Source organism: Microbulbifer mixtoriginis (SeqCode) (assembly GCF_052467235.1).
The window spans coordinates 2,646,317-2,664,181 of sequence record NZ_CP174305.1; the positions used below are offsets into that span (position 1 = coordinate 2,646,317).

The 17,865-nt window shown below is 51.8% G+C and carries 14 protein-coding genes; 10 read left to right on the plus strand and 4 right to left on the minus strand.

Features of this window, described 5'->3' with window-relative positions:
- The first annotated feature begins 98 nt into the window (after positions 1-98).
- Together ACJJIO_RS11595 and ACJJIO_RS11600 are read left to right on the plus strand one after the other, a co-directional pair.
- Positions 99-2,042, plus strand: a complete 1,944-nt coding sequence (locus ACJJIO_RS11595; RefSeq protein ID WP_444908561.1) for a M1 family metallopeptidase — start codon at positions 99-101, stop codon at positions 2,040-2,042.
- Between the two features lie 144 nt (positions 2,043-2,186).
- Positions 2,187-2,426 carry a hypothetical protein gene (locus tag ACJJIO_RS11600; RefSeq protein ID WP_444883572.1) on the plus strand — a complete coding sequence of 80 codons (240 nt, stop codon included), beginning with the start codon at positions 2,187-2,189 and terminating at the stop codon, positions 2,424-2,426.
- Positions 2,427-2,551: 125 nt separating this feature from the next.
- Here ACJJIO_RS11600 and serB read toward each other — a convergent pair whose 3' ends face one another.
- A complete protein-coding gene (serB, locus tag ACJJIO_RS11605) occupies positions 2,552-3,706 on the minus strand; it encodes a phosphoserine phosphatase SerB (protein ID WP_444908562.1) in 1,155 nt (384 codons plus the stop codon).
- A 239-nt stretch (positions 3,707-3,945) separates the two neighbouring features.
- Here serB and ACJJIO_RS11610 point away from each other — a divergent pair, with 239 nt between their 5' ends.
- The 8 genes from ACJJIO_RS11610 (at position 3,946) to ACJJIO_RS11645 (ending at position 14,091) form a co-directional block, all read left to right on the plus strand.
- On the plus strand, positions 3,946-5,028 hold the full coding sequence (locus tag ACJJIO_RS11610) for a hypothetical protein (RefSeq protein ID WP_444908563.1): 1,083 nt from the start codon (positions 3,946-3,948) through the stop codon (positions 5,026-5,028).
- A 128-nt stretch (positions 5,029-5,156) separates the two neighbouring features.
- Positions 5,157-5,573: a MerR family transcriptional regulator gene (locus tag ACJJIO_RS11615; RefSeq protein ID WP_444887854.1), complete on the plus strand. Its 417-nt coding sequence runs from the start codon at positions 5,157-5,159 to the stop codon at positions 5,571-5,573.
- A gap of 134 nt (positions 5,574-5,707) precedes the next feature.
- Positions 5,708-6,877 carry an isovaleryl-CoA dehydrogenase gene (locus ACJJIO_RS11620; RefSeq protein WP_444908564.1) on the plus strand — a complete coding sequence of 390 codons (1,170 nt, stop codon included), beginning with the start codon at positions 5,708-5,710 and terminating at the stop codon, positions 6,875-6,877.
- Between the two features lie 116 nt (positions 6,878-6,993).
- Positions 6,994-8,601 carry a carboxyl transferase domain-containing protein gene (locus ACJJIO_RS11625; RefSeq protein ID WP_444899226.1) on the plus strand — a complete coding sequence of 536 codons (1,608 nt, stop codon included), beginning with the start codon at positions 6,994-6,996 and terminating at the stop codon, positions 8,599-8,601.
- A 71-nt stretch (positions 8,602-8,672) separates the two neighbouring features.
- A complete protein-coding gene (locus ACJJIO_RS11630) occupies positions 8,673-9,470 on the plus strand; it encodes an enoyl-CoA hydratase/isomerase family protein (protein WP_252084285.1) in 798 nt (265 codons plus the stop codon).
- A gap of 4 nt (positions 9,471-9,474) precedes the next feature.
- Complete coding sequence (locus tag ACJJIO_RS11635; protein WP_444908565.1) at positions 9,475-11,475, plus strand: acetyl/propionyl/methylcrotonyl-CoA carboxylase subunit alpha; 2,001 nt, start codon at positions 9,475-9,477, stop codon at positions 11,473-11,475.
- The gene (locus ACJJIO_RS11640) at positions 11,475-12,374 is read left to right on the plus strand and encodes a hydroxymethylglutaryl-CoA lyase (RefSeq protein ID WP_444908566.1); all 900 of its coding nucleotides are present in this window, start codon (positions 11,475-11,477) and stop codon (positions 12,372-12,374) included. The genes ACJJIO_RS11635 and ACJJIO_RS11640 overlap by 1 nt, the downstream gene beginning before the upstream one ends.
- 868 nt (positions 12,375-13,242) lie before the next feature.
- Positions 13,243-14,091 (plus strand): putative porin, encoded by an 849-nt coding sequence (locus ACJJIO_RS11645; RefSeq protein WP_444908567.1) that lies wholly within the window; start codon positions 13,243-13,245, stop codon positions 14,089-14,091.
- Between the two features lie 172 nt (positions 14,092-14,263).
- On the opposite strand, the gene ACJJIO_RS11650 is transcribed toward ACJJIO_RS11645, so the two are convergent.
- From ACJJIO_RS11650 to ACJJIO_RS11660, 3 genes are all read right to left on the minus strand, one after another.
- Complete coding sequence (locus tag ACJJIO_RS11650; protein WP_444908568.1) at positions 14,264-14,674, minus strand: hypothetical protein; 411 nt, start codon at positions 14,672-14,674, stop codon at positions 14,264-14,266.
- 182 nt (positions 14,675-14,856) lie between these two features.
- Positions 14,857-16,764, minus strand: a complete 1,908-nt coding sequence (locus ACJJIO_RS11655; protein WP_444908569.1) for a multicopper oxidase family protein — start codon at positions 16,762-16,764, stop codon at positions 14,857-14,859.
- Positions 16,765-16,881: 117 nt separating this feature from the next.
- A complete protein-coding gene (locus tag ACJJIO_RS11660; RefSeq protein WP_444908570.1) occupies positions 16,882-17,796 on the minus strand; it encodes an SDR family NAD(P)-dependent oxidoreductase in 915 nt (304 codons plus the stop codon).
- Positions 17,797-17,865: the final 69 nt, after the last annotated feature.

Consider the following 17,865-nt stretch of genomic DNA (forward strand, 5'->3'; position numbering starts at 1 on the left):
GGTATCCAGCAATGGTCTCTCCCGCTGTCGTTCCGCAAGCGCTTACTCTCGGGTATCCTGTGGCGCAAATTGAAAAGCTGAACCCAGGGAGTAGACCCATGTTGCCCCGTTTACTATGCACCAGCCTGATCATCGGCGGCCTCGCCGTAGCCTCAGGTTGTTCCAAGAATGAACCGACCAAGGTCGAAGCTGACAGCGCCGATACGTCGGTAAAAGCGGCTGCGGTGATCGAGAAGAAAAGCGTTTCAGAAAAGGCGCCGCAATCCGGTGTGGATTATCACTCCTTCGCCAATAGCAATGACTACCAGGTGCAGCACCTGGATCTGGACCTGACTGTCGACTTCTCCCGCAAGGTTCTCGAGGGCGAAGCCAAGTTGGACTTCAAACGCCTCAACGATAAGAACCTGCCGATGGTGCTCGATACCCGCGAGCTGGAAGTGGTTTCTGTATCGGCTAATGGCGCGCCGGTGAAGTTCTCCATGGGTGAGAAAGACAGCCACCTGGGCACTCCGCTGAATATCGAGCTGCCGGAAGATGCCGACAGCATTACTATCCGCTACCGCACAGCGCCGGGGGCCTCTGGCGTTCAGTGGCTGGAACCGCAGCAGACCGCGGGCAAGAAGCATCCGTTCCTGTTTACCCAGGCCCAGGCGATTCACGCGCGCAGCTTTATCCCGCTGCAGGATTCCCCGAAAGTTCGTATCACCTACAACGCTACCGTTCGCACCCCGAAAGAACTGCGCGCGGTAATGAGTGCGAACAACGATCCGCAGGCGGCCAAAGATGGCGTTTACGAATTTGAAATGCCCCAGCGCATTCCCTCTTATCTGATTGCCCTGGCAGTAGGCGACCTGCAGTTTAAGCCCATGGGTGAGCGCACCGGTGTTTACGCCGAGCCTTCCATGCTGGAATCTGCAGCGGCGGAGTTTGCCGATACCGAATCCATGCTGGAAGTGACCGAAAAGGCGTATGGCCCCTACCACTGGGACCGCTACGATCTGCTAATTCTGCCGCCCAGCTTCCCCTTCGGCGGTATGGAAAACCCGCGCCTGAGCTTTATCACTCCGACGGTGATCGCCGGCGATAAGAGCTTGGTAGCCCTGATTGCCCACGAATTGGCCCACTCCTGGTCCGGTAACCTGGTGACCAATGCCAGCTGGCGCGACCTGTGGCTGAATGAAGGCTTCACTACCTACCTGACCAACCGCATTATGCAGTTTGTCTACGGCGATGAGCGCTACCAGATGGAAATGGCCCTGGGCTATGACGACCTGCAAGCGGATCTGGCCGATAAAGAGCCCCGCGATGAGATTATGGCGATCGACCTGCGCGGCCGTGATCCCGATGAAGTCTTCTCCAATATCCCCTATGAAAAAGGCTCTCTGTTCCTGTACGAATTGGAACAGAAAGTGGGCCGCGAAGCTTTCGACCGCTTCCTGATGGAGTACTTCAACCACTTCTCCTTCCAGAGCATTACCACCGAGGATTTCGTTAAGTACCTCGACAAGACCTTGTTGGTTGAGCACGCCGATAAGTTGGATCGCGAGCGCATTCACCAGTGGATTTTCGAGCCGGGTATTCCTGAAGGTGCGCCACACCCGCAGTCCGATGCCTTCAGCAAGTTGGACCCAGTGCGTCAACAGTGGTTGGACGGCAAATTGGCAGCGAAGGATATCGACACCAAGGGCTGGACCTTCCACCAGTGGAAGTATTTCCTCGACGGTATGCCGGAAAAGTTAACTGAAACGCAATTGAAGGAACTGGACAGCGCCTTTGGCCTGACCCAATCCCGCAATAACGAAGTGGCCTTTAGCTGGCTGATGATTGCCGTGCGCAACGACTACGAGCCGGCATTCAATCGCCTGGAAAACTTCCTTACCAGCATCGGCCGCAACAAGTTTCTGCGTCCGCTATACCGCAATATGGTTGAAACCGGCAAACAGGATGTGGCAGCGCGTATTTTTGAACGCGCCAAGGTGGGGTATCACCCGCTGACGGTAAAAGTGAACAGCCTGGTAATCTACGGTAAAAAAGAAGGCTAGCTCGGCCTTCGACTCTTGTGCGATTTTGGTGCTGTGCACCAGAATCGCCACTCTCCATACTGGTTGTTGCCAGCGCAACACTGGCCACCTACGAGCTTTCCCTCGCTTTATCTGCCCGTTTTTCCTCTTACCAAGATTAACTTAATGAATCTGCTAAAGCTGGTTTCGGATTGGGTTTGGCTGGCGCGCAATGCTAAAAAAGGCCTGTGTAATCGGTTGTGTAGCAAAGCTGAACAAACTGGTACAAAAGAAAGAATTTTACGTCAATTTTCTGGCATAAAAATCATTAAACTGCTGTTCAAAACGGAACCCATTGCGTACCCTGCTGCTCGAATAAAAATCCATTTAGGCAAAGGGAGGTACCTATGTACAGGCGGATTTTAATATTGGCTTTTCTCAGCCTTTTGGCAGCAGGCTGCGAGTATGAACCCAGTGCCTGCTCGGATAACACTAAGCCGCGCTCATTTCCCTTCCCACACGCGGTGATATAAACCTTTTTTGGGACACCTTTAAGAAGGCTGTCCCAATTCGGCAATTTGCTGGTCGTTGATACCGAACAGGTAAAGCGCCGCATCTAGTCCAAATAGAGTGATAGCTTGCGGCGCCTCCCTGCGGACTTTGGGTTTCGGGTGTATGGCGATACCCAGGGCACCCAGGTTCAACATGGGGATATCGTTTGCCCCATCCCCAACGGCAACCACTTTTTCCAGCGGCACGCCCATCTCCTTTGCAGTTTCCCTCAGCAATAACCGCTTGCGCATTCCGTCCACGATAGGCTCTATCACTTCACCGGTGAGCGCGCCCTCGGCGAACTCCAGTTCATTGGCGTATATCAGGTCAACAGCCAGGCGTTCCCTTTGTAGGAAATTGGCGAAGTAGGTAAAACCGCCGGACAAAATGACCGTTTTGCAGCCGAGTTTGCGTAGGCAGTGCAACAGGTTTTGCGCCCCATCTTTTAGTGGCAGTTGCCTGGCAATTTCTGCCAGGCGCTGTTCGGAAAAACCTTTTAGCAACGCCATACGTTTTTTGAAACTATCGCGAAAATCCAATTCGCCGCGCATGGCGGCCGCAGTGATGGCCGCCACCTGGTCGCCGATTCCGGTAATCTTGGCTAGCTCGTCGATCACCTCTGCATCGATCAGAGTGGAATCCATATCGAAGCCAGCCAGTGCCGGTACCCTCTGACTGATGCCCTCCTGCAAGACCAGATCGGCTCCGATTGCTTCGGCCAGTTGTAGGCAGGCAAAACGTGCCGGGGAAAACTCCAGTTCAGCGCTGAACTGAAAGCGGATGACCGTGCACTCGTGCCGGTGGGCTAGGGTGTCGATGACATCGATATGCCAGTGTTGTTCAGCACAAAAATCCAGTAGGCGCTGCAGTTGTGACAGGGTGGCTGCTGGGCTTAGGAGGGTCAGGCACCAGGGCGATTGCACGTCTGATGGTATCGCGCTGGGTAAATTCAATTGGCAACTGGCGGCGTCCGAAAAGGGGGCTGTATTGTCGTATTCCAACCCCAGCAGTGCATGGCCGCCGCTATAGGTGAGGTAGCGCACAGAACAGTCGAAGTGTGACTGGGTAATTTGTGCCAGGGGCAGATGAAATTCTTGTGCTTTAGTCTCGACGCCCATAGCGAAGGTCCCCAATTTATTCAATAAGCGACGCATTATAGCTCTAGCGGGAATCTTCGTTAAAATCAGCGCCGCAGGTTGGGCCCGCTTATTTATTACAAATTAAAAAATCCCGTATGGAACTATTTTGTTGCGGGATCGACCAACGGCACAGGAAATTACACTGCGTATTATTCGCGCTTTGTGAGGATAAAATTGCGCCAAGGCCCTTGGCCGTGGAGAGTTCCAAAAACGCAAGGTAATAAAAAACAAGGCAAGGTATTAAAGCCGTATTTATGTCTGTATCGATGATTTCCCTTCTGCGCAGGTTGCCAGAGCAGTTTGCGCGTTTATCTAAACGTACCCGCCAGCGTCTGCTGGCTGCGATGATCTGGCTGATACTGGCGCTGTTCTGCAGTGTGGCTCTCGGTCATTACTATGCGCAGCGCCATGCCGATGCGGTGGAGAGAGACCGGGCCTCTGCGCAGGTTGCGGCCAGTTTTCTCGCCGGGCAGAGCCTGGAGCGTATTGTTGCCGATGATCGTATCAGTATGCAGCTGTTGGCCAGGCAGCTGCTGGAATTGCCTGCTATCAGCGGTGTTGCTGTTGAGGATGTGGAATCCAATAGCCTGGCGGAAGTTGGTGATCTGAAGAGTGGCGAGACCATCAGTGTGCCAGTAGTGCTGCATGACAGTATCGCCGGCAATGTTACCGTAGCCCTGATTCCTGGTGCGGACGTCAGCTTTCCCTGGGCCAGCTTATTGCTGACGCTGGTATTTGCCCTGCCATTTAGTGCAGTGGCGGCACTGATGACAGGGGGTTTTTCCGCGCAGCGCAGTTTGCCAGCGGAAGAGCCTCTTTCCTCTGCGGATCTTCCCGAGCAAAAGCAAGACTCTATAGGCCTCTACCTGCGGCCATTGAACTGGGCTCAGTTGACCAACCAATTGAGTCGCAGTGCGCTCGATGGAATTCAGCGGGAATTGGATGGGCGTATGCAGTTGCTACGTCGGATCTACGGTGCCCATCCATTGAGTTGTGCAGGGCCGCAAGTTGGTTTGGGGTTTTCCGGCGCCGATTCGGCGTTTCGTGCGGTCTGCTGTGGCCTGTTGCTGCGGGAGATGCAGAGTGTCAGCCGCGCTACCGGTTTGAAGTTGGCCCTGGCGGTAGCGCCTTGTGAGCCAAGCACGCCAGATTTTTCTGCTGAACAGCTACTAAACCAATCGCGTGGTTTGTTTTTACATCCTGAGTTGCTGGAGGATAGCTCTCTGGCTGGGCGTATTGAGCACCACGGTGCTGGCTGGGCTCTGGAAATCACAGGTCTTACACCCTCCTATCAAAAGTTGCTCGACAATCAGTTGCAACAGCTGTTGGGCGTCTGATCCCTCCCTTCCGATTACTGCGATGGGTTAATGACTGAATAGCCCCTCGCAGTTATTTTTGGCGTTTGCTTTACGTTTACGTCAACGTAAACTCTTGTTAGGCTCTGTTGCGTCTCGAGGAAGTACTTATGAAAGCCAAAGCCAGCATCGTAGAGCCCCAGAGTTACAGTATTTCGGAGCTGGCGCGGGAGTTTGAGATAACCACCCGCGCCATCCGTTTCTATGAGGACAAGGGCCTGCTCAAACCGGAGCGGCATGGTCAGACCCGTGTCTACAGCCCCGAAGAACGTGTACGGCTGAAGCTGATTTTGCGCGGTAAACGCTTGGGTTTTTCCCTCGATGAGAGCCGCGAGATTATCGATATGTACGACCCTGCTCATGGCAATGTAGAGCAGTTGCAGCGCCTGCTGGAGCGTATAGCGCAGAAGCGGGCACAGTTGCAGCAGCAGCTGCGGGATATTGAGAGCCTGATGGGGGAACTCGGTGAAGCCGAGGCCCGTGCACAAGCGGCTTTGGTAAAGAGCCGCAACGAGGAAAGCCCCTAGTTCACCGGTTAAAAATTTCGACAGGCGCCTGCGAAAGCCTGTGACCCGCAGAAGTTTAGCGTGTCACCCGATGTATCGAGTGGTTGCAGGTGCCGTCAGTTTAAAAGACTTTTCTAATAATTATTGGAGCCATTATGAACACCTCCTACCCAACCTTGAATTTCGGTCTCGGTGAAGACATCGATATGCTCCGCGACATGGTTTACAAGTTCTGCCAGGCGGAGCTGGCCCCGCGCGCGGCGCAGATCGATGAAGACAACCTGTTCCCCGCGGACATGTGGAAAAAGTTTGGTGAGCTGGGTCTGCTGGGCATGACCGTGGAAGAGGAGTTCGGCGGTTCCAATATGGGTTACCTGGCACACGCTGTGGCCATGGAAGAAATTTCCCGCGCCTCCGCTTCTGTGGGCCTGTCCTACGGTGCCCACTCCAACCTTTGTGTAAACCAGATTCGCAAAAATGGTACTCGCGAGCAGAAGCTCAAGTACCTGCCCAAGCTGTGTTCCGGTGAACATGTAGGCGCCTTGGCTATGAGCGAACCGAATTCCGGTTCTGACGTAGTGAGTCTGCAACTGCGCGCGGAAAAGCGCGGCGATCGCTTTGTTTTGAACGGCAATAAAATGTGGATCACCAACGGCCCCGATGCTGATACCTATGTGATCTACGCGCGCACCGAGCCGGGTATCAGCTCCGGCGGTATTACCGCATTTATCGTTGAGCGCGGTTTTGCCGGTTTCTCACAGGCGCAGAAACTCGACAAGCTGGGTATGCGCGGTTCCAACACCTGTGAGCTGGTGTTCGAAGACTGTGAAGTGCCGGAAGAAAATATTCTCGGTGAGTTGAACGGCGGCGTACGCGTTTTGATGAGCGGCCTCGACTACGAGCGCACCATTCTCTCCGGTGGCCCTGTCGGTATTATGCAGGCCTGCCTGGATGTGGTGGTTCCTTATATCCACGAGCGCAAGCAGTTCGGCAAGGCCATCGGCGAATTCCAGCTGATGCAGGGTAAGATCGCCGATATGTATGCCGACCTGAATGCAAGCCGTGCTTACCTCTACGCCGTGGCGCGTGCCTGTGATCGCGGTGAGGACTCGCGCAAGGATGCCGCCGCAGTAATCCTGTTTACTGCAGAGCGCGCAACCCAGATGGCCTTGCAGGCTATCCAGACACTGGGCGGCAATGGCTACATCAACGAGTACGCCACCGGTCGCCTGCTGCGCGATGCCAAGCTCTACGAAATCGGCGCGGGCACTTCTGAAGTGCGTCGTATGCTGATTGGTCGCGAGCTGTTTAACGAGACCCGCTAAGGCTGGGCATTTCTTCTCGCTGCCGGCGCCTGTCGGCGGCAGCTGTCTCCACGGACATTACGGCGGTAAGCCGCGCTCCGTAGAGGTCTTTTCTCCGGGAAAGTGAATCGGACTTTATGAATCAGTTGCAGAGCAAAATAAATACGCGCGATGCCGCCTTTGGCGAAAACCGCGAGCAGATGCAGGCGCTGGTGGCAGACCTGCGCGAAAAAGTGGAAGCCATCGCCCAGGGCGGCGGCGAGCGCGCACGGGAAAAACACCTGGCGCGAGGAAAATTATTGCCACGGGACCGTATCGATGCGCTGCTCGATCCGGGTAGCCCCTTCCTGGAATTTTCCCAGTTGGCCGCTCATGAGGTTTACGGTGAAGATGTCCCGGCTGCGGGTATTATTACCGGCATCGGCACCGTCTCTGGCCAGCCTTGTGTCATCGTCGCCAACGATGCCACGGTAAAAGGCGGTACCTATTACCCGCTCACGGTAAAGAAACATCTGCGCGCGCAGACCATTGCCGAACAGAATAATCTGCCGTGTATTTACCTGGTGGATTCCGGTGGTGCCAATCTGCCGCGCCAGGACGATGTTTTCCCGGATCGAGAGCACTTCGGTCGCATCTTCTTTAACCAAGCCAACCTGTCTGCACAGAATATTCCGCAGATTGCGGTGGTTATGGGGAGCTGCACCGCCGGTGGAGCCTATGTGCCGGCCATGGCAGACGAATCCATTATGGTGAAAGAGCAGGCCACCATCTTCCTGGCGGGCCCGCCCCTGGTGAAAGCGGCCACCGGTGAAGAAGTTTCCGCGGAGGAACTCGGCGGTGCCGAGGTGCACTGTCGCACTTCCGGGGTTTCTGATCACTACGCCAATAACGACGTACATGCGTTGCAGTTAGCGCGTCGCTCTGTAGCGCGCCTGAATCGTATCAAGAATCCCGGCCTGGATATCCAAAAGCCAGTGGAGCCGATTTATCCACCGGAAGATATTTACGGTGTGGTGCCTAAAGATTCGCGCCAGCCGTTTGACGTGCGCGAGATTATCGCGCGGGTTGTGGACGGATCTGAGTTCGATGAATTTAAAGCGTTGTACGGCACCACCCTGGTAACCGGTTTTGCTCGTATCCAGGGCTACCCGGTGGGAATTGTTGCCAATAACGGCATCCTGTTTGCGGAGAGTGCGCAGAAGGGCGCGCACTTTATAGAGCTGTGTGCGCAGCGCAAGATTCCATTGGTTTTCCTGCAAAATATCACCGGCTTTATGGTGGGCAAACAGTACGAGGCGGGCGGCATCGCCAAACACGGCGCCAAGATGGTGACCGCTGTCGCTACCGCCAAGGTGCCCAAAATTACCATCCTCATCGGCGGCTCTTTCGGCGCCGGTAACTATGGGATGTGTGGCCGCGCCTACGATCCCAACTTCCTGTTTATGTGGCCCAATGCGCGCATCTCGGTTATGGGGGGAGAACAAGCCGCTGGCGTATTGGCCCAGGTGAAGCGCGACCAGATGGCGGCGCGAGGTGAATCCTGGAGCGAAGAGGAAGAGCAGCAGTTTAAGCAGCCGATTGTGGATAACTACGAACATCAGGGGCACCCCTACTACGCTTCTGCACGTTTGTGGGATGACGGCGTTATCGACCCGGCGGATACCCGCCGCGTGCTAGGCCTGTGCCTGGCGGCGGCCAGCCACAAAGAGCCGGAAGAGACCAAGTTCGGCGTGTTCCGTATGTAAGGAACTGTGGTTGCGGTGCCGCGGGCTACCCCGGTGCCGCTAGAGAGAAACGCCCCAATCGAGGAATTACAATGAGCGATAAATTGCTGTGCGAAGTGGATAGCGAGGGCGTGGCCACGGTCACCCTGAATCGGCCGGAAATCCACAACGCTTTTGATGATGAACTGATCCACGAGCTGGCCACCACCTTTGACACTCTGGCGCAAAATCCTGCTGTTCGTGTGTTGGTACTGGCTTCCAATGGCAAGAGCTTTTCTGCCGGAGCTGACCTCAACTGGATGAAGCGCATGGCGACTTATTCAGAAGAGGAAAACCGCCGCGACGCGGCCGCGCTTGCTGCCATGCTGTACAAGCTCGATACTTTCCCAGCTCCCACCATTGCGCGAGTACAGGGCGCCGCTTTTGGCGGGGCCGTGGGTCTGGTGAGCTGCTGTGATATGGCCGTGGCCTCTGAGCGCGCCAGCTTCTGTTTGTCGGAAGTCAAAATCGGGTTACTGCCCGCTACCATCAGCCCCTATGTCATCAATGCGATCGGCACTCGCCGCGCGCGCCGTTACTTTGTCACTGCGGAGCGCTTCTCCGCCGAGCGCGCAGAACAGATGGGTTTGATATCTGAAGTCTGCGCCGAGGGCGAGCTGGACCTGCATGTGCAGAAATTAGTGAATGCCATTGCCGATAATGGCCCCAAGGCGGTCGCCATGGCCAAGCAACTGGCCATGTCCATGTCCAACCGGGTTATCAACGATGAATTGCAGGGCCAGACCAGCGCGTTGATCGCTGCCGTGCGTGTGTCGCCGGAAGGGCAGGAAGGGCTAAGTGCGTTTTTAGAGAAGCGCGCACCCAAATGGATGAATGGCGGCGAAGGATAATTTTATGATTCGCAAACTGTTAATAGCTAATCGCGGCGAAATTGCCTGCCGTATTATCAAGACCGCCCGCCGCCTGGGGGTGGCCACTGTCGCCGTCTATTCCGATGCGGATGCCGACGCCCTGCATGTGCAGATGGCGGACGAAGCGGTACACCTGGGCCCGGCCCCGGCCAGGGATTCCTACCTGGGTATCGACAAGGTATTGGGTGCTGCCAAGCAGACTGGTGCTGATGCCATACATCCAGGTTACGGCTTCCTGTCGGAAAATGCCGAGTTTTGCCGCGCTTGCGATAGCGCCGGCATTATTTTTGTTGGCCCGCCCACCGGGGCGATTGAGGCGATGGGCTCCAAGTCCGCCGCCAAACGTATTATGGAAGAGGCCAATGTGCCCCTGGTGCCTGGTTACCACGGCACAAACCAAAATGAAGAGCTGCTGGAAGGCCATGCCAATCGCATCGGTTACCCGGTATTGCTGAAAGCCGCTGCCGGTGGTGGTGGTAAGGGCATGCGCCGTGTCGACAACGCCGATGAATTCCACGAAGCATTAGCTGCAGCCAAGCGTGAGGCCATGAATGCCTTTGGCGACGACATCATGCTGCTGGAGCGCTATGTGGTGAGTCCCCGCCATGTGGAAATCCAGGTGTTCTGCGATCAGCAGGGCAACGGTGTCTACCTGTTTGAACGGGATTGCTCGGTGCAGCGCCGCCATCAAAAAGTAGTGGAAGAAGCTCCCGCACCGGGCATGACTCCGGAGCTGCGCGCCCGCATGGGTGAAGCGGCCCTGCGCGCGGCCCACGCGATTGGTTACGTGGGTGCCGGCACGGTGGAGTTCCTGCTGGATGCCAGCGGTGCCTTCTACTTTATGGAAATGAATACCCGTTTGCAGGTAGAGCACCCGGTGACGGAAATGATCACCGACCAGGACCTGGTGGCCTGGCAGTTGTCAGTTGCCGCTGGCGATACCCTGCCCATGAGCCAGGATGAGCTGCAGATCAACGGCCACGCCATGGAAGTGCGTATCTACGCCGAGGACCCGGACAATGATTTCCTGCCGGCAACCGGCGTATTGGTGCGTCACCAGCCCCCGGCGGAAGGCGAGGGCGTGCGGGTGGACACCGGTGTGCAGACCGGCGATGAAATCAGTGTGCATTACGACCCGATGATCGCCAAATTGATCTGCCACGGCCGCACCCGCAAAGAAGCCCTGGCCAAACTGGATCGCGCATTGCGTGATTATCAGATTGCCGGTGTGCGTCACAATATCGAATTCCTGCGCCGAGTGATCAATCATCAGGCATTTGCCAGCGGTTGTATTTCGACGCACTTTATCGAGGACTACGAGGCGGAAGTACTGCATCAGGAGCAGACACTGACGCCGCTGAAATGCGCTGCTATTGGAGGTTATTTGCAGCAGCGTGAAGAACGCGATCTGCGCAACAGCGCACCGCAGCGGGATCCTTTCTCCCCTTGGCACAACGGTGATAACTGGCGCAATGCTCTGGCTGGCAGTCGCACCCAGACGGTGGACTACCGTGGTCAGCACGCTCAAATTCGCTTTGTTGCGGAGGGCGATAGCCTGCGCTGGACTTGCGATGCCTTGCCTGAAGAACAAAACAGCGGTGACATTCGCCTGCTGCCGGGACGCGACTTGATGCTGGTGGATGGCCGCCGCATGAGTTTCTCCGCCGTGGATACCCGCGATGGCGGTGCTGTATTTATCGATAGCACCCAGGTGGAATTTAAGTTGCTGCCACCGGATATCGGTGAGAGCAATGACCAGGCCCACGGCCTTGATGCCCCCATGAACGGCACCATAATTTCGCTGCTGGTTGAGCCCGGCTCTACGGTGGAAAAAGACCAGCCACTACTGGTCATGGAAGCCATGAAAATGGAACACACCCTGCGGGCTCCAGCATCCGGCACCGTGCAGCAGTTCTTCTGCGCCGAAGGTGAGCTGGTGGATGGCGGCAGCCTGTTGGTGGATTTTGCCGGGGAGGAGCAATAATGACATTGCCCAAGCAAGTCAAAATCGTCGAAGTGGGGCCCCGCGATGGGCTGCAAAATGAAAAGCAGCCTATCTCTGTGGAGACCCGTATCGCTTTGGTAGACAAACTCAGTGCTAGCGGGTTGTCGGTTATTGAAGCCGGCAGCTTTGTCAGCCCCAAGTGGGTACCGCAAATGGCCGCCAGCGAGGAAGTGCTGGCGGGTATTCAGCGCAAAGACGGTGTTATCTACAGTGCGCTCACGCCAAATTTAAAAGGCTACGAGCGTGCAGTAGAAGCCAAAGCGGATGAGGTCGCCGTATTCGGCGCGGCCTCAGAAGCCTTCACCCAGAAAAATATAAATTGCAGTATTGCTGAGAGTCTGGAGCGCTTCCGTCCACTGGTGGAAAAAGCCAAGCAAGACGGTATACCCGTGCGCGGATACGTATCCTGCGTACTTGGTTGCCCCTATGAAGGCGATATTGACCCGGCCAAAGTGGCAGAGGTTAGTGCCGCTCTATTGGAAATGGGTTGCTACGAAATTTCCCTCGGCGACACCATCGGTGTCGGCACCCCGGAAGCCGCCAAGCGTATGCTGGAGCAGGTGATGGCCCGTGTACCTGTGGAAAAACTTGCTGTGCATTTCCACGATACCTACGGCCAGGCGTTGGCCAATATCTACGCGGCCCTGCAAATGGGTGTCGCAGTAGTAGATTCCGCCGTAGCTGGCCTGGGCGGCTGCCCCTATGCCCGCGGCGCTTCCGGTAATGTTGCCAGTGAGGATGTGCTTTATATGCTCAATGGCATGGGTATTGAAACCGGTGTGGATTTGCAGTTGTTGGCAGAGGCTGGGAACTTTATTTCTGAACAGCTGGGGCGCGAGACCAACTCCCGTGTGGCTAAGGCTTTCGTGCCTTGCTGAAAAGCTATGATTAGTTCACACTAGAAAATCAGACTGTCTTCTAGTGTGAACTTTCTTTTATAAATAACCCTTATTTCTTGAAGCCAAATTGCATTTAATAAAATTTTTTTTAAATTAAAAAATCTTCCAGATTGCTATTTTTCTGCTGTCAAATAAATGCTCAGGGTCGCTACCTGATCTTTTCTAAAATAATAAGTTTAAAAATATAAATGTTTGCTAATTATATTTTTCTTTATTGGTGCTGATATAAAGTAAGCGTGCTAATTAATTTCGATGCATGGAATTTATGCGGATTCGTTTTTCCTCTTAGGTTTATGTGTGGTGGGGATGGGGTGATGGTGTCTGCATTCAAAGTTTCGAATTTTTGGTCGAGCTTCGATAAGTTTATATAGGTTCTGATTAAGCTGTTTGCTTGCGTGTATTATAAAATTGTAATAGTTCTAAGAGTTCCTTGGTTGGGCCCTCACCTAAAAAGAATGCTCTATATTATTTGTATAGTGGGTGTGTCAGCTGGCTAAACATGATTAATTAATTCTTTATTTGTCGATTTCAATTTAATTCAGTTCTTGTTGCTTGTTCTCGCAAAGTGCCTTGAGGTAATTTTTGCTAATAAGCTTTTGTCAGTCAGTTTGTCACCTTAAACCTTTGTCGGATTTGAGAGTTGGTCCGAGATGGCTCTATTTTTGAAGTTTCTTGTTTTTTATGTGGTTAAAACCCTCATGCTAATTGACTTTTTTGTGCCAAAAATCAAATTATGTTGATTAATGTGGCATGCAGTGGAGATAGTTATATTTGTTGTGAACCATTCTAAATAGCTTGGGTCTCAGCTGAAGACTTCAATATGGATTTCCTTAAAAAGGAGTTTGGTGTGAAAAAATATGGTTTTATTTTTTTGTTTGTATTTTTTGTGGCTTTAGACGTTGTCGCTGAAGAGTACAATTCGATCACCAATTTCGGCTACTCTGACTTGGATTTTGATGAGGGTGATAGGGATGAGTTTTTTGCAGAAACCACTTATTATTTTTCTGTAAAAAGCTCTCTGGGACCTTTTAACGAGTTTGAGTTTATTAATAAGGCTAGTAGTTTGTCGGCGGCCTATTTCCATAGTGCTAAAGGTTACGGTAATAGTGATGACTTTGCCTTGGGTGGAGAATTTTTTTCAAAAGCTGGATTTGTGTTTGGTGGTAACCTGACAACTTTTGGGCGAGATAACTTTAATACATTTTCACTGGGGTATTTGTTTACATCTAATTTCTTAATGAAGATTTACAATACTGATGGGGCTACATATGCAAAAGCTCGTTATAACTATCAATTGAATGATTCTGATTATGTCGGGTTTGATGTTTCTACTGATATTGTTTTTGATTGGCAGATTTTTTCTTCAAAGTACTTTTCTAAAATTGGTGGTGATAAATATGTGTCGCTTGAATTTAATTATTTGAATGATAATGAGTGGGATAATTATTGGCGAGCGGCTGCAAATTATTATTTTACTAAAAATTCTTCTTTAGGTGTCGATTATGATGAAAATAGTGATTATCGAGTAGGTTTCTCTCACTTTCTCAATAAAAATGTTGCGATAAAAGCCTCCTATACTACCATTTTAGAAAATACCTTCAGGTACACAAGCTTTGGCAGTGATGTCTTTAAAACTATTTGGAATACGGACAGAAACTTAGATAAGTTTGAATTGGGTGTCACTGTTCAATTTTAGTTTTAGGCTGCTGGAAGGGCTTATTGGAGTAAGCCTTTCCAGGCAGGTTTTAGTGTCATTGCAGTGGCGAGAAATTATATTCAGGGTGTTCAGTGTTACTTTCTTTGCTTTTATTCTGAATCTTTTGTTGTTGATGTGATTGCTATTTCGAATATTCAATAATTTTTGAAACCTAATTACCCTCAAATTCAAAGGTTGATGAGTGGTTAGAAGTAACGCCTTGATAGGCTTGTTGCTGCTCAAGTGACACTGCTTTGTAGCCGGCGATGATTGATATAATTTTATATCTGGCGTCAGTTATTTGATATTCTCCCTCCTTTAAATATTTAATAGAGTTGTTGTATGGATGCTCTTTGGTATAGGTGCCACCATAAACTTCATGGATATAGATAAAGTCGTCGGTGTAGTGAGAAAATAGTTTGTCGATATCTTCGATTGTCGATCCCTTCATCAGCATTTTGTTTTGTGGCTCATTGATAAGGGCAGCTTTTTTCTTCAAGTTTTCCTTTGTTAATTCCGGTATTTCAGTGGCAATTGCCCCTGATGCCAGTGTAAAAAATAATAATATTATTAGTGTTTTCATCGTAATTACTTATTTTGTAAAGCTCAATTCCGAGTTGTTTTTGATTTTCTTGGGTGATTGTAACCATTGATGATGTTGTTTGGTTCTATTCTTATTCTTGCTGTCTTATTTATTGTTCGGCTTATCGATTAGTTTCTAGGTGTTTACTTTTCATCTTAGATTAGAGCTTAAAAGTTAATGGATTACTGGTTGTTTATTGGTTTTGGCGCCAATACCCTAAATGGCCTCATCATATCGTAATCCTCATGGGAGAGTAGATGGCAGTGCCATACATAGAGTCCCTCGCGGTCAAAGCGCGCAATTACCCGGGTCACTTGGCCGGGAAGCGCGATGACTGTATCTTTGGGGCCGCTTTCTTCTGGCTGTGGTGGAAGAGGTTTTCCCTGTAGAGATTCTATCTCCAGTCGTGCTCCCTGAAATACTTCACCTGTGTGCATAAATTTCTGTGGTTTGGGGATTAGCTTTCCTTTAAAAGGCTGGCGGTTCAGCACCTGAAATTCCACCAAGTGAATATGAATAGGGTGGGCCGATACGGTGGGGTTGTATATCTCCCAGATCTCAACGGCGTTGTGTTGGATTATTTCTGTAGTAGGGTCTTCAAAAAATAGGGAGCCCTCCTTTACTGGACCTAACATGAGTAGATTGCGGCCGTAGGGATCGTCCAACCGGTAGGTGGCAAGTTGTCGTGTATGGCTGGCTTGGTTAAGCCTATTAAGTGGGGCGCGTAAGGGAGTATTTAGGCTGAGTTTTAAATCTCCAATGGTATTTTGAATCTCTGATTTCTGTTTATTAGAAGGGCCGTTTATCGGTGTTGGAGCAATATGAAATTGTAGGATCTGGCCTGTAGTATTTGGATCGGTAGCTGGTGTGATGCCGCCGCGCCCATCGCTTAATACGCGTTTACCATCCGGGTTATAGACAAGTGGAATTGAACTCTTTGGATCATTAGCCTCTACAAATCCTTTAAAAGGGACATCCGGCCCAAAGTTCCGCAGTGTCAGTTCACGTCCTTCATAACCGCTGAAATCTACTAAAACATCTGCTCGCTCTGCAGGTGCCAATATCAACTCGTTCAATTTTACAGGGTAATCGAGAAATCCGCCGTCACCGCCGACTTGTACAAAGGGTGTATTTTCGTCGATCCTGAGTATCAGTGTGCGGGTATTGGATGCGTTGAGTAATCGCAATCGATAGACGTGTGGAGTGACACTGACTTTGGGCCAGGTCATACCGTTTACCAGAATAAAATTGCCAAAAAATTCGTCGAGATGGGATGGATTGGGCCAATTGGCCTTAACCACCTCATGGGAAACCGGTGATGGAGGCTGGTCCCTCCAGCCAGGAAAATACAGCTGCCCATCGGAGCTAAACAAGCTGTCTGTAATAGCGGCTACAAAAGTGCGCTCTTCTGCGGGGAGCAGCTTCTCCTGTATCAGATGGTCTTCATTGTCATCGCCAACCAGGTAAAAACCGAATAGACCTGCGTAAACATTAAGGCGCGTCATGCCCAGGGTGTGGTCGTGATACCAGATAGTGGCGGCATCCTGGGAGTTGTCGTATTCGTAAATCTTTTTCTCAAATAATGGTCCCGTCTCACGATAATTGCGGGTGTACCAAGCGAGGGGGTTGCCGTCACTTTTCCACTCTGTATGCCCGCCGTGAAGGTGGATAATCATAGGTACAGCTTTTGGATCTTTTACGTCGGCGAGGTGAATAGATCGATCCACAGGAAATAGATGCGGACCCGGTAGCTCATTGGCCCAGTGTACAAATACCGGTTGGCCTTCTCGGGCGCGAATAGTAGGGCCAGGAGAGTGGATGCGACCTGCATATTCAAAACCCCAGGCCTTTGTCATTAAACGTTTGCCTTTCTTATCCCGTAGCCCCATCCAAACTTCAGTGGGGCGGGCGGGTAGTTTAAGCGGGGCTGAGCCCTGAGGGTGGATTTCTACGGGTATTGGCAGTTCATTGACGAACTTATCCACAGTTGCTGGATCCAGCAGCCGCAGGGGAGTTGCTTTAGCTACATCTTCAGCAGCAGTCAGGGCAAGGGGAATTAACAACAGCAGGGAAAAGATTACCCGAAACATTGGCTGTTTTTAGCAGTAAGTATTTAACAGTCAAGTATAGGTAAACAAGCGGTTTCGGTGGCGTTAACTTGGGGGCAGGGAAGGGTGCAAAGGGCCCTTCCCTGATGCGACCCTTCACTAGATAAAGCGATTGATCGCCATTTTGGCATTGTCTTGATAGGTAGGATTGTCCAGGTCCGGGAAAAGCTTCCGCTGTTCACCAAGAGGTCCAGTCAATCCGCGTTCACTGCCGTAAAAAATACCTGTGCGGAAGGATCTTGTATCCAGTAGGGCATCGATATAGCGCTTGGCGCCTATTTCTACTTTGTGGACTTTGCCAAGTAGCAGCATAATCTGCATCATGCCCTTCATCATATATTGCTTGAATAACGACAGTGTATTGAAGCCCTCTGTGCCTATAGTAGCCCCGGGACTCATGGTTACGAAGCGGATATGGGGGAATTCCCGCGCCATGGAAGACATCCATAGGGCGCCCATATACTTTATCGGACCATAGGGTACCGTAGCGTCTTTGGTACTGGCATAGAGCTTTCCTTCACAGATCTGCATAAATTCCTCCACAGAGGCGCTTTTCAGGTCTGGTCGCTTCATACCCATCTCTTTTACGCCGCGAGCGGCCTCGGAGCCGGCATAGATAGCAGCCTGCGTTAATTTATTGGCTTTCAGTAACTCGTTAGTCAGTAGAGCATGCCCAAGCAGGTTGACGGCGAAAATTTGTGTGACTCCCTCAGGGGTCTTGTTGTAAAACTCTTTCCCCCCGGTACCGCCAGCATTCATAACCAGCGCATCAACTGGGGAGTCCAGGTTCTTAACTGCCTCTTTCACAGCTTGTTGATCCGCGACATCGATCAGCAATACTTCGAAGATATTCCTGCCTGTTTCCGACACCAGCTCGGCCTGGGCTTCCTTGGCTTTGTGCAGATTGCGGCAGCCGAGATAGATCTTGTTAATCTGCTGGTATTCCGCCAGTTGCTTGGCGCACTCCCTGCCTAAGCCTGCATTCGCTCCGGTAATCAAAACACTCTTAATCATCTTTCTGTCTCTGTGGATATTGGGAACTGGTGCCCGGATATGGATATACCCGGCTGTTGGAGAGAAAGA

Coding starts and splice junctions, on each gene's coding strand:
- ACJJIO_RS11595 (WP_444908561.1), top strand. CDS start 99: ATGTTGCCCCGTTTACTATGCACCAGCCTGATCATCGGCGGCCTCGCC.
- ACJJIO_RS11600 (WP_444883572.1), top strand. CDS start 2,187: ATGAATCTGCTAAAGCTGGTTTCGGATTGGGTTTGGCTGGCGCGCAAT.
- serB (WP_444908562.1), bottom strand. CDS start 3,706: ATGCGTCGCTTATTGAATAAATTGGGGACCTTCGCTATGGGCGTCGAG.
- ACJJIO_RS11610 (WP_444908563.1), top strand. CDS start 3,946: ATGTCTGTATCGATGATTTCCCTTCTGCGCAGGTTGCCAGAGCAGTTT.
- ACJJIO_RS11615 (WP_444887854.1), top strand. CDS start 5,157: ATGAAAGCCAAAGCCAGCATCGTAGAGCCCCAGAGTTACAGTATTTCG.
- ACJJIO_RS11620 (WP_444908564.1), top strand. CDS start 5,708: ATGAACACCTCCTACCCAACCTTGAATTTCGGTCTCGGTGAAGACATC.
- ACJJIO_RS11625 (WP_444899226.1), top strand. CDS start 6,994: ATGAATCAGTTGCAGAGCAAAATAAATACGCGCGATGCCGCCTTTGGC.
- ACJJIO_RS11630 (WP_252084285.1), top strand. CDS start 8,673: ATGAGCGATAAATTGCTGTGCGAAGTGGATAGCGAGGGCGTGGCCACG.
- ACJJIO_RS11635 (WP_444908565.1), top strand. CDS start 9,475: ATGATTCGCAAACTGTTAATAGCTAATCGCGGCGAAATTGCCTGCCGT.
- ACJJIO_RS11640 (WP_444908566.1), top strand. CDS start 11,475: ATGACATTGCCCAAGCAAGTCAAAATCGTCGAAGTGGGGCCCCGCGAT.
- ACJJIO_RS11650 (WP_444908568.1), bottom strand. CDS start 14,674: ATGAAAACACTAATAATATTATTATTTTTTACACTGGCATCAGGGGCA.
- ACJJIO_RS11655 (WP_444908569.1), bottom strand. CDS start 16,764: ATGTTTCGGGTAATCTTTTCCCTGCTGTTGTTAATTCCCCTTGCCCTG.
- ACJJIO_RS11660 (WP_444908570.1), bottom strand. CDS start 17,796: ATGATTAAGAGTGTTTTGATTACCGGAGCGAATGCAGGCTTAGGCAGG.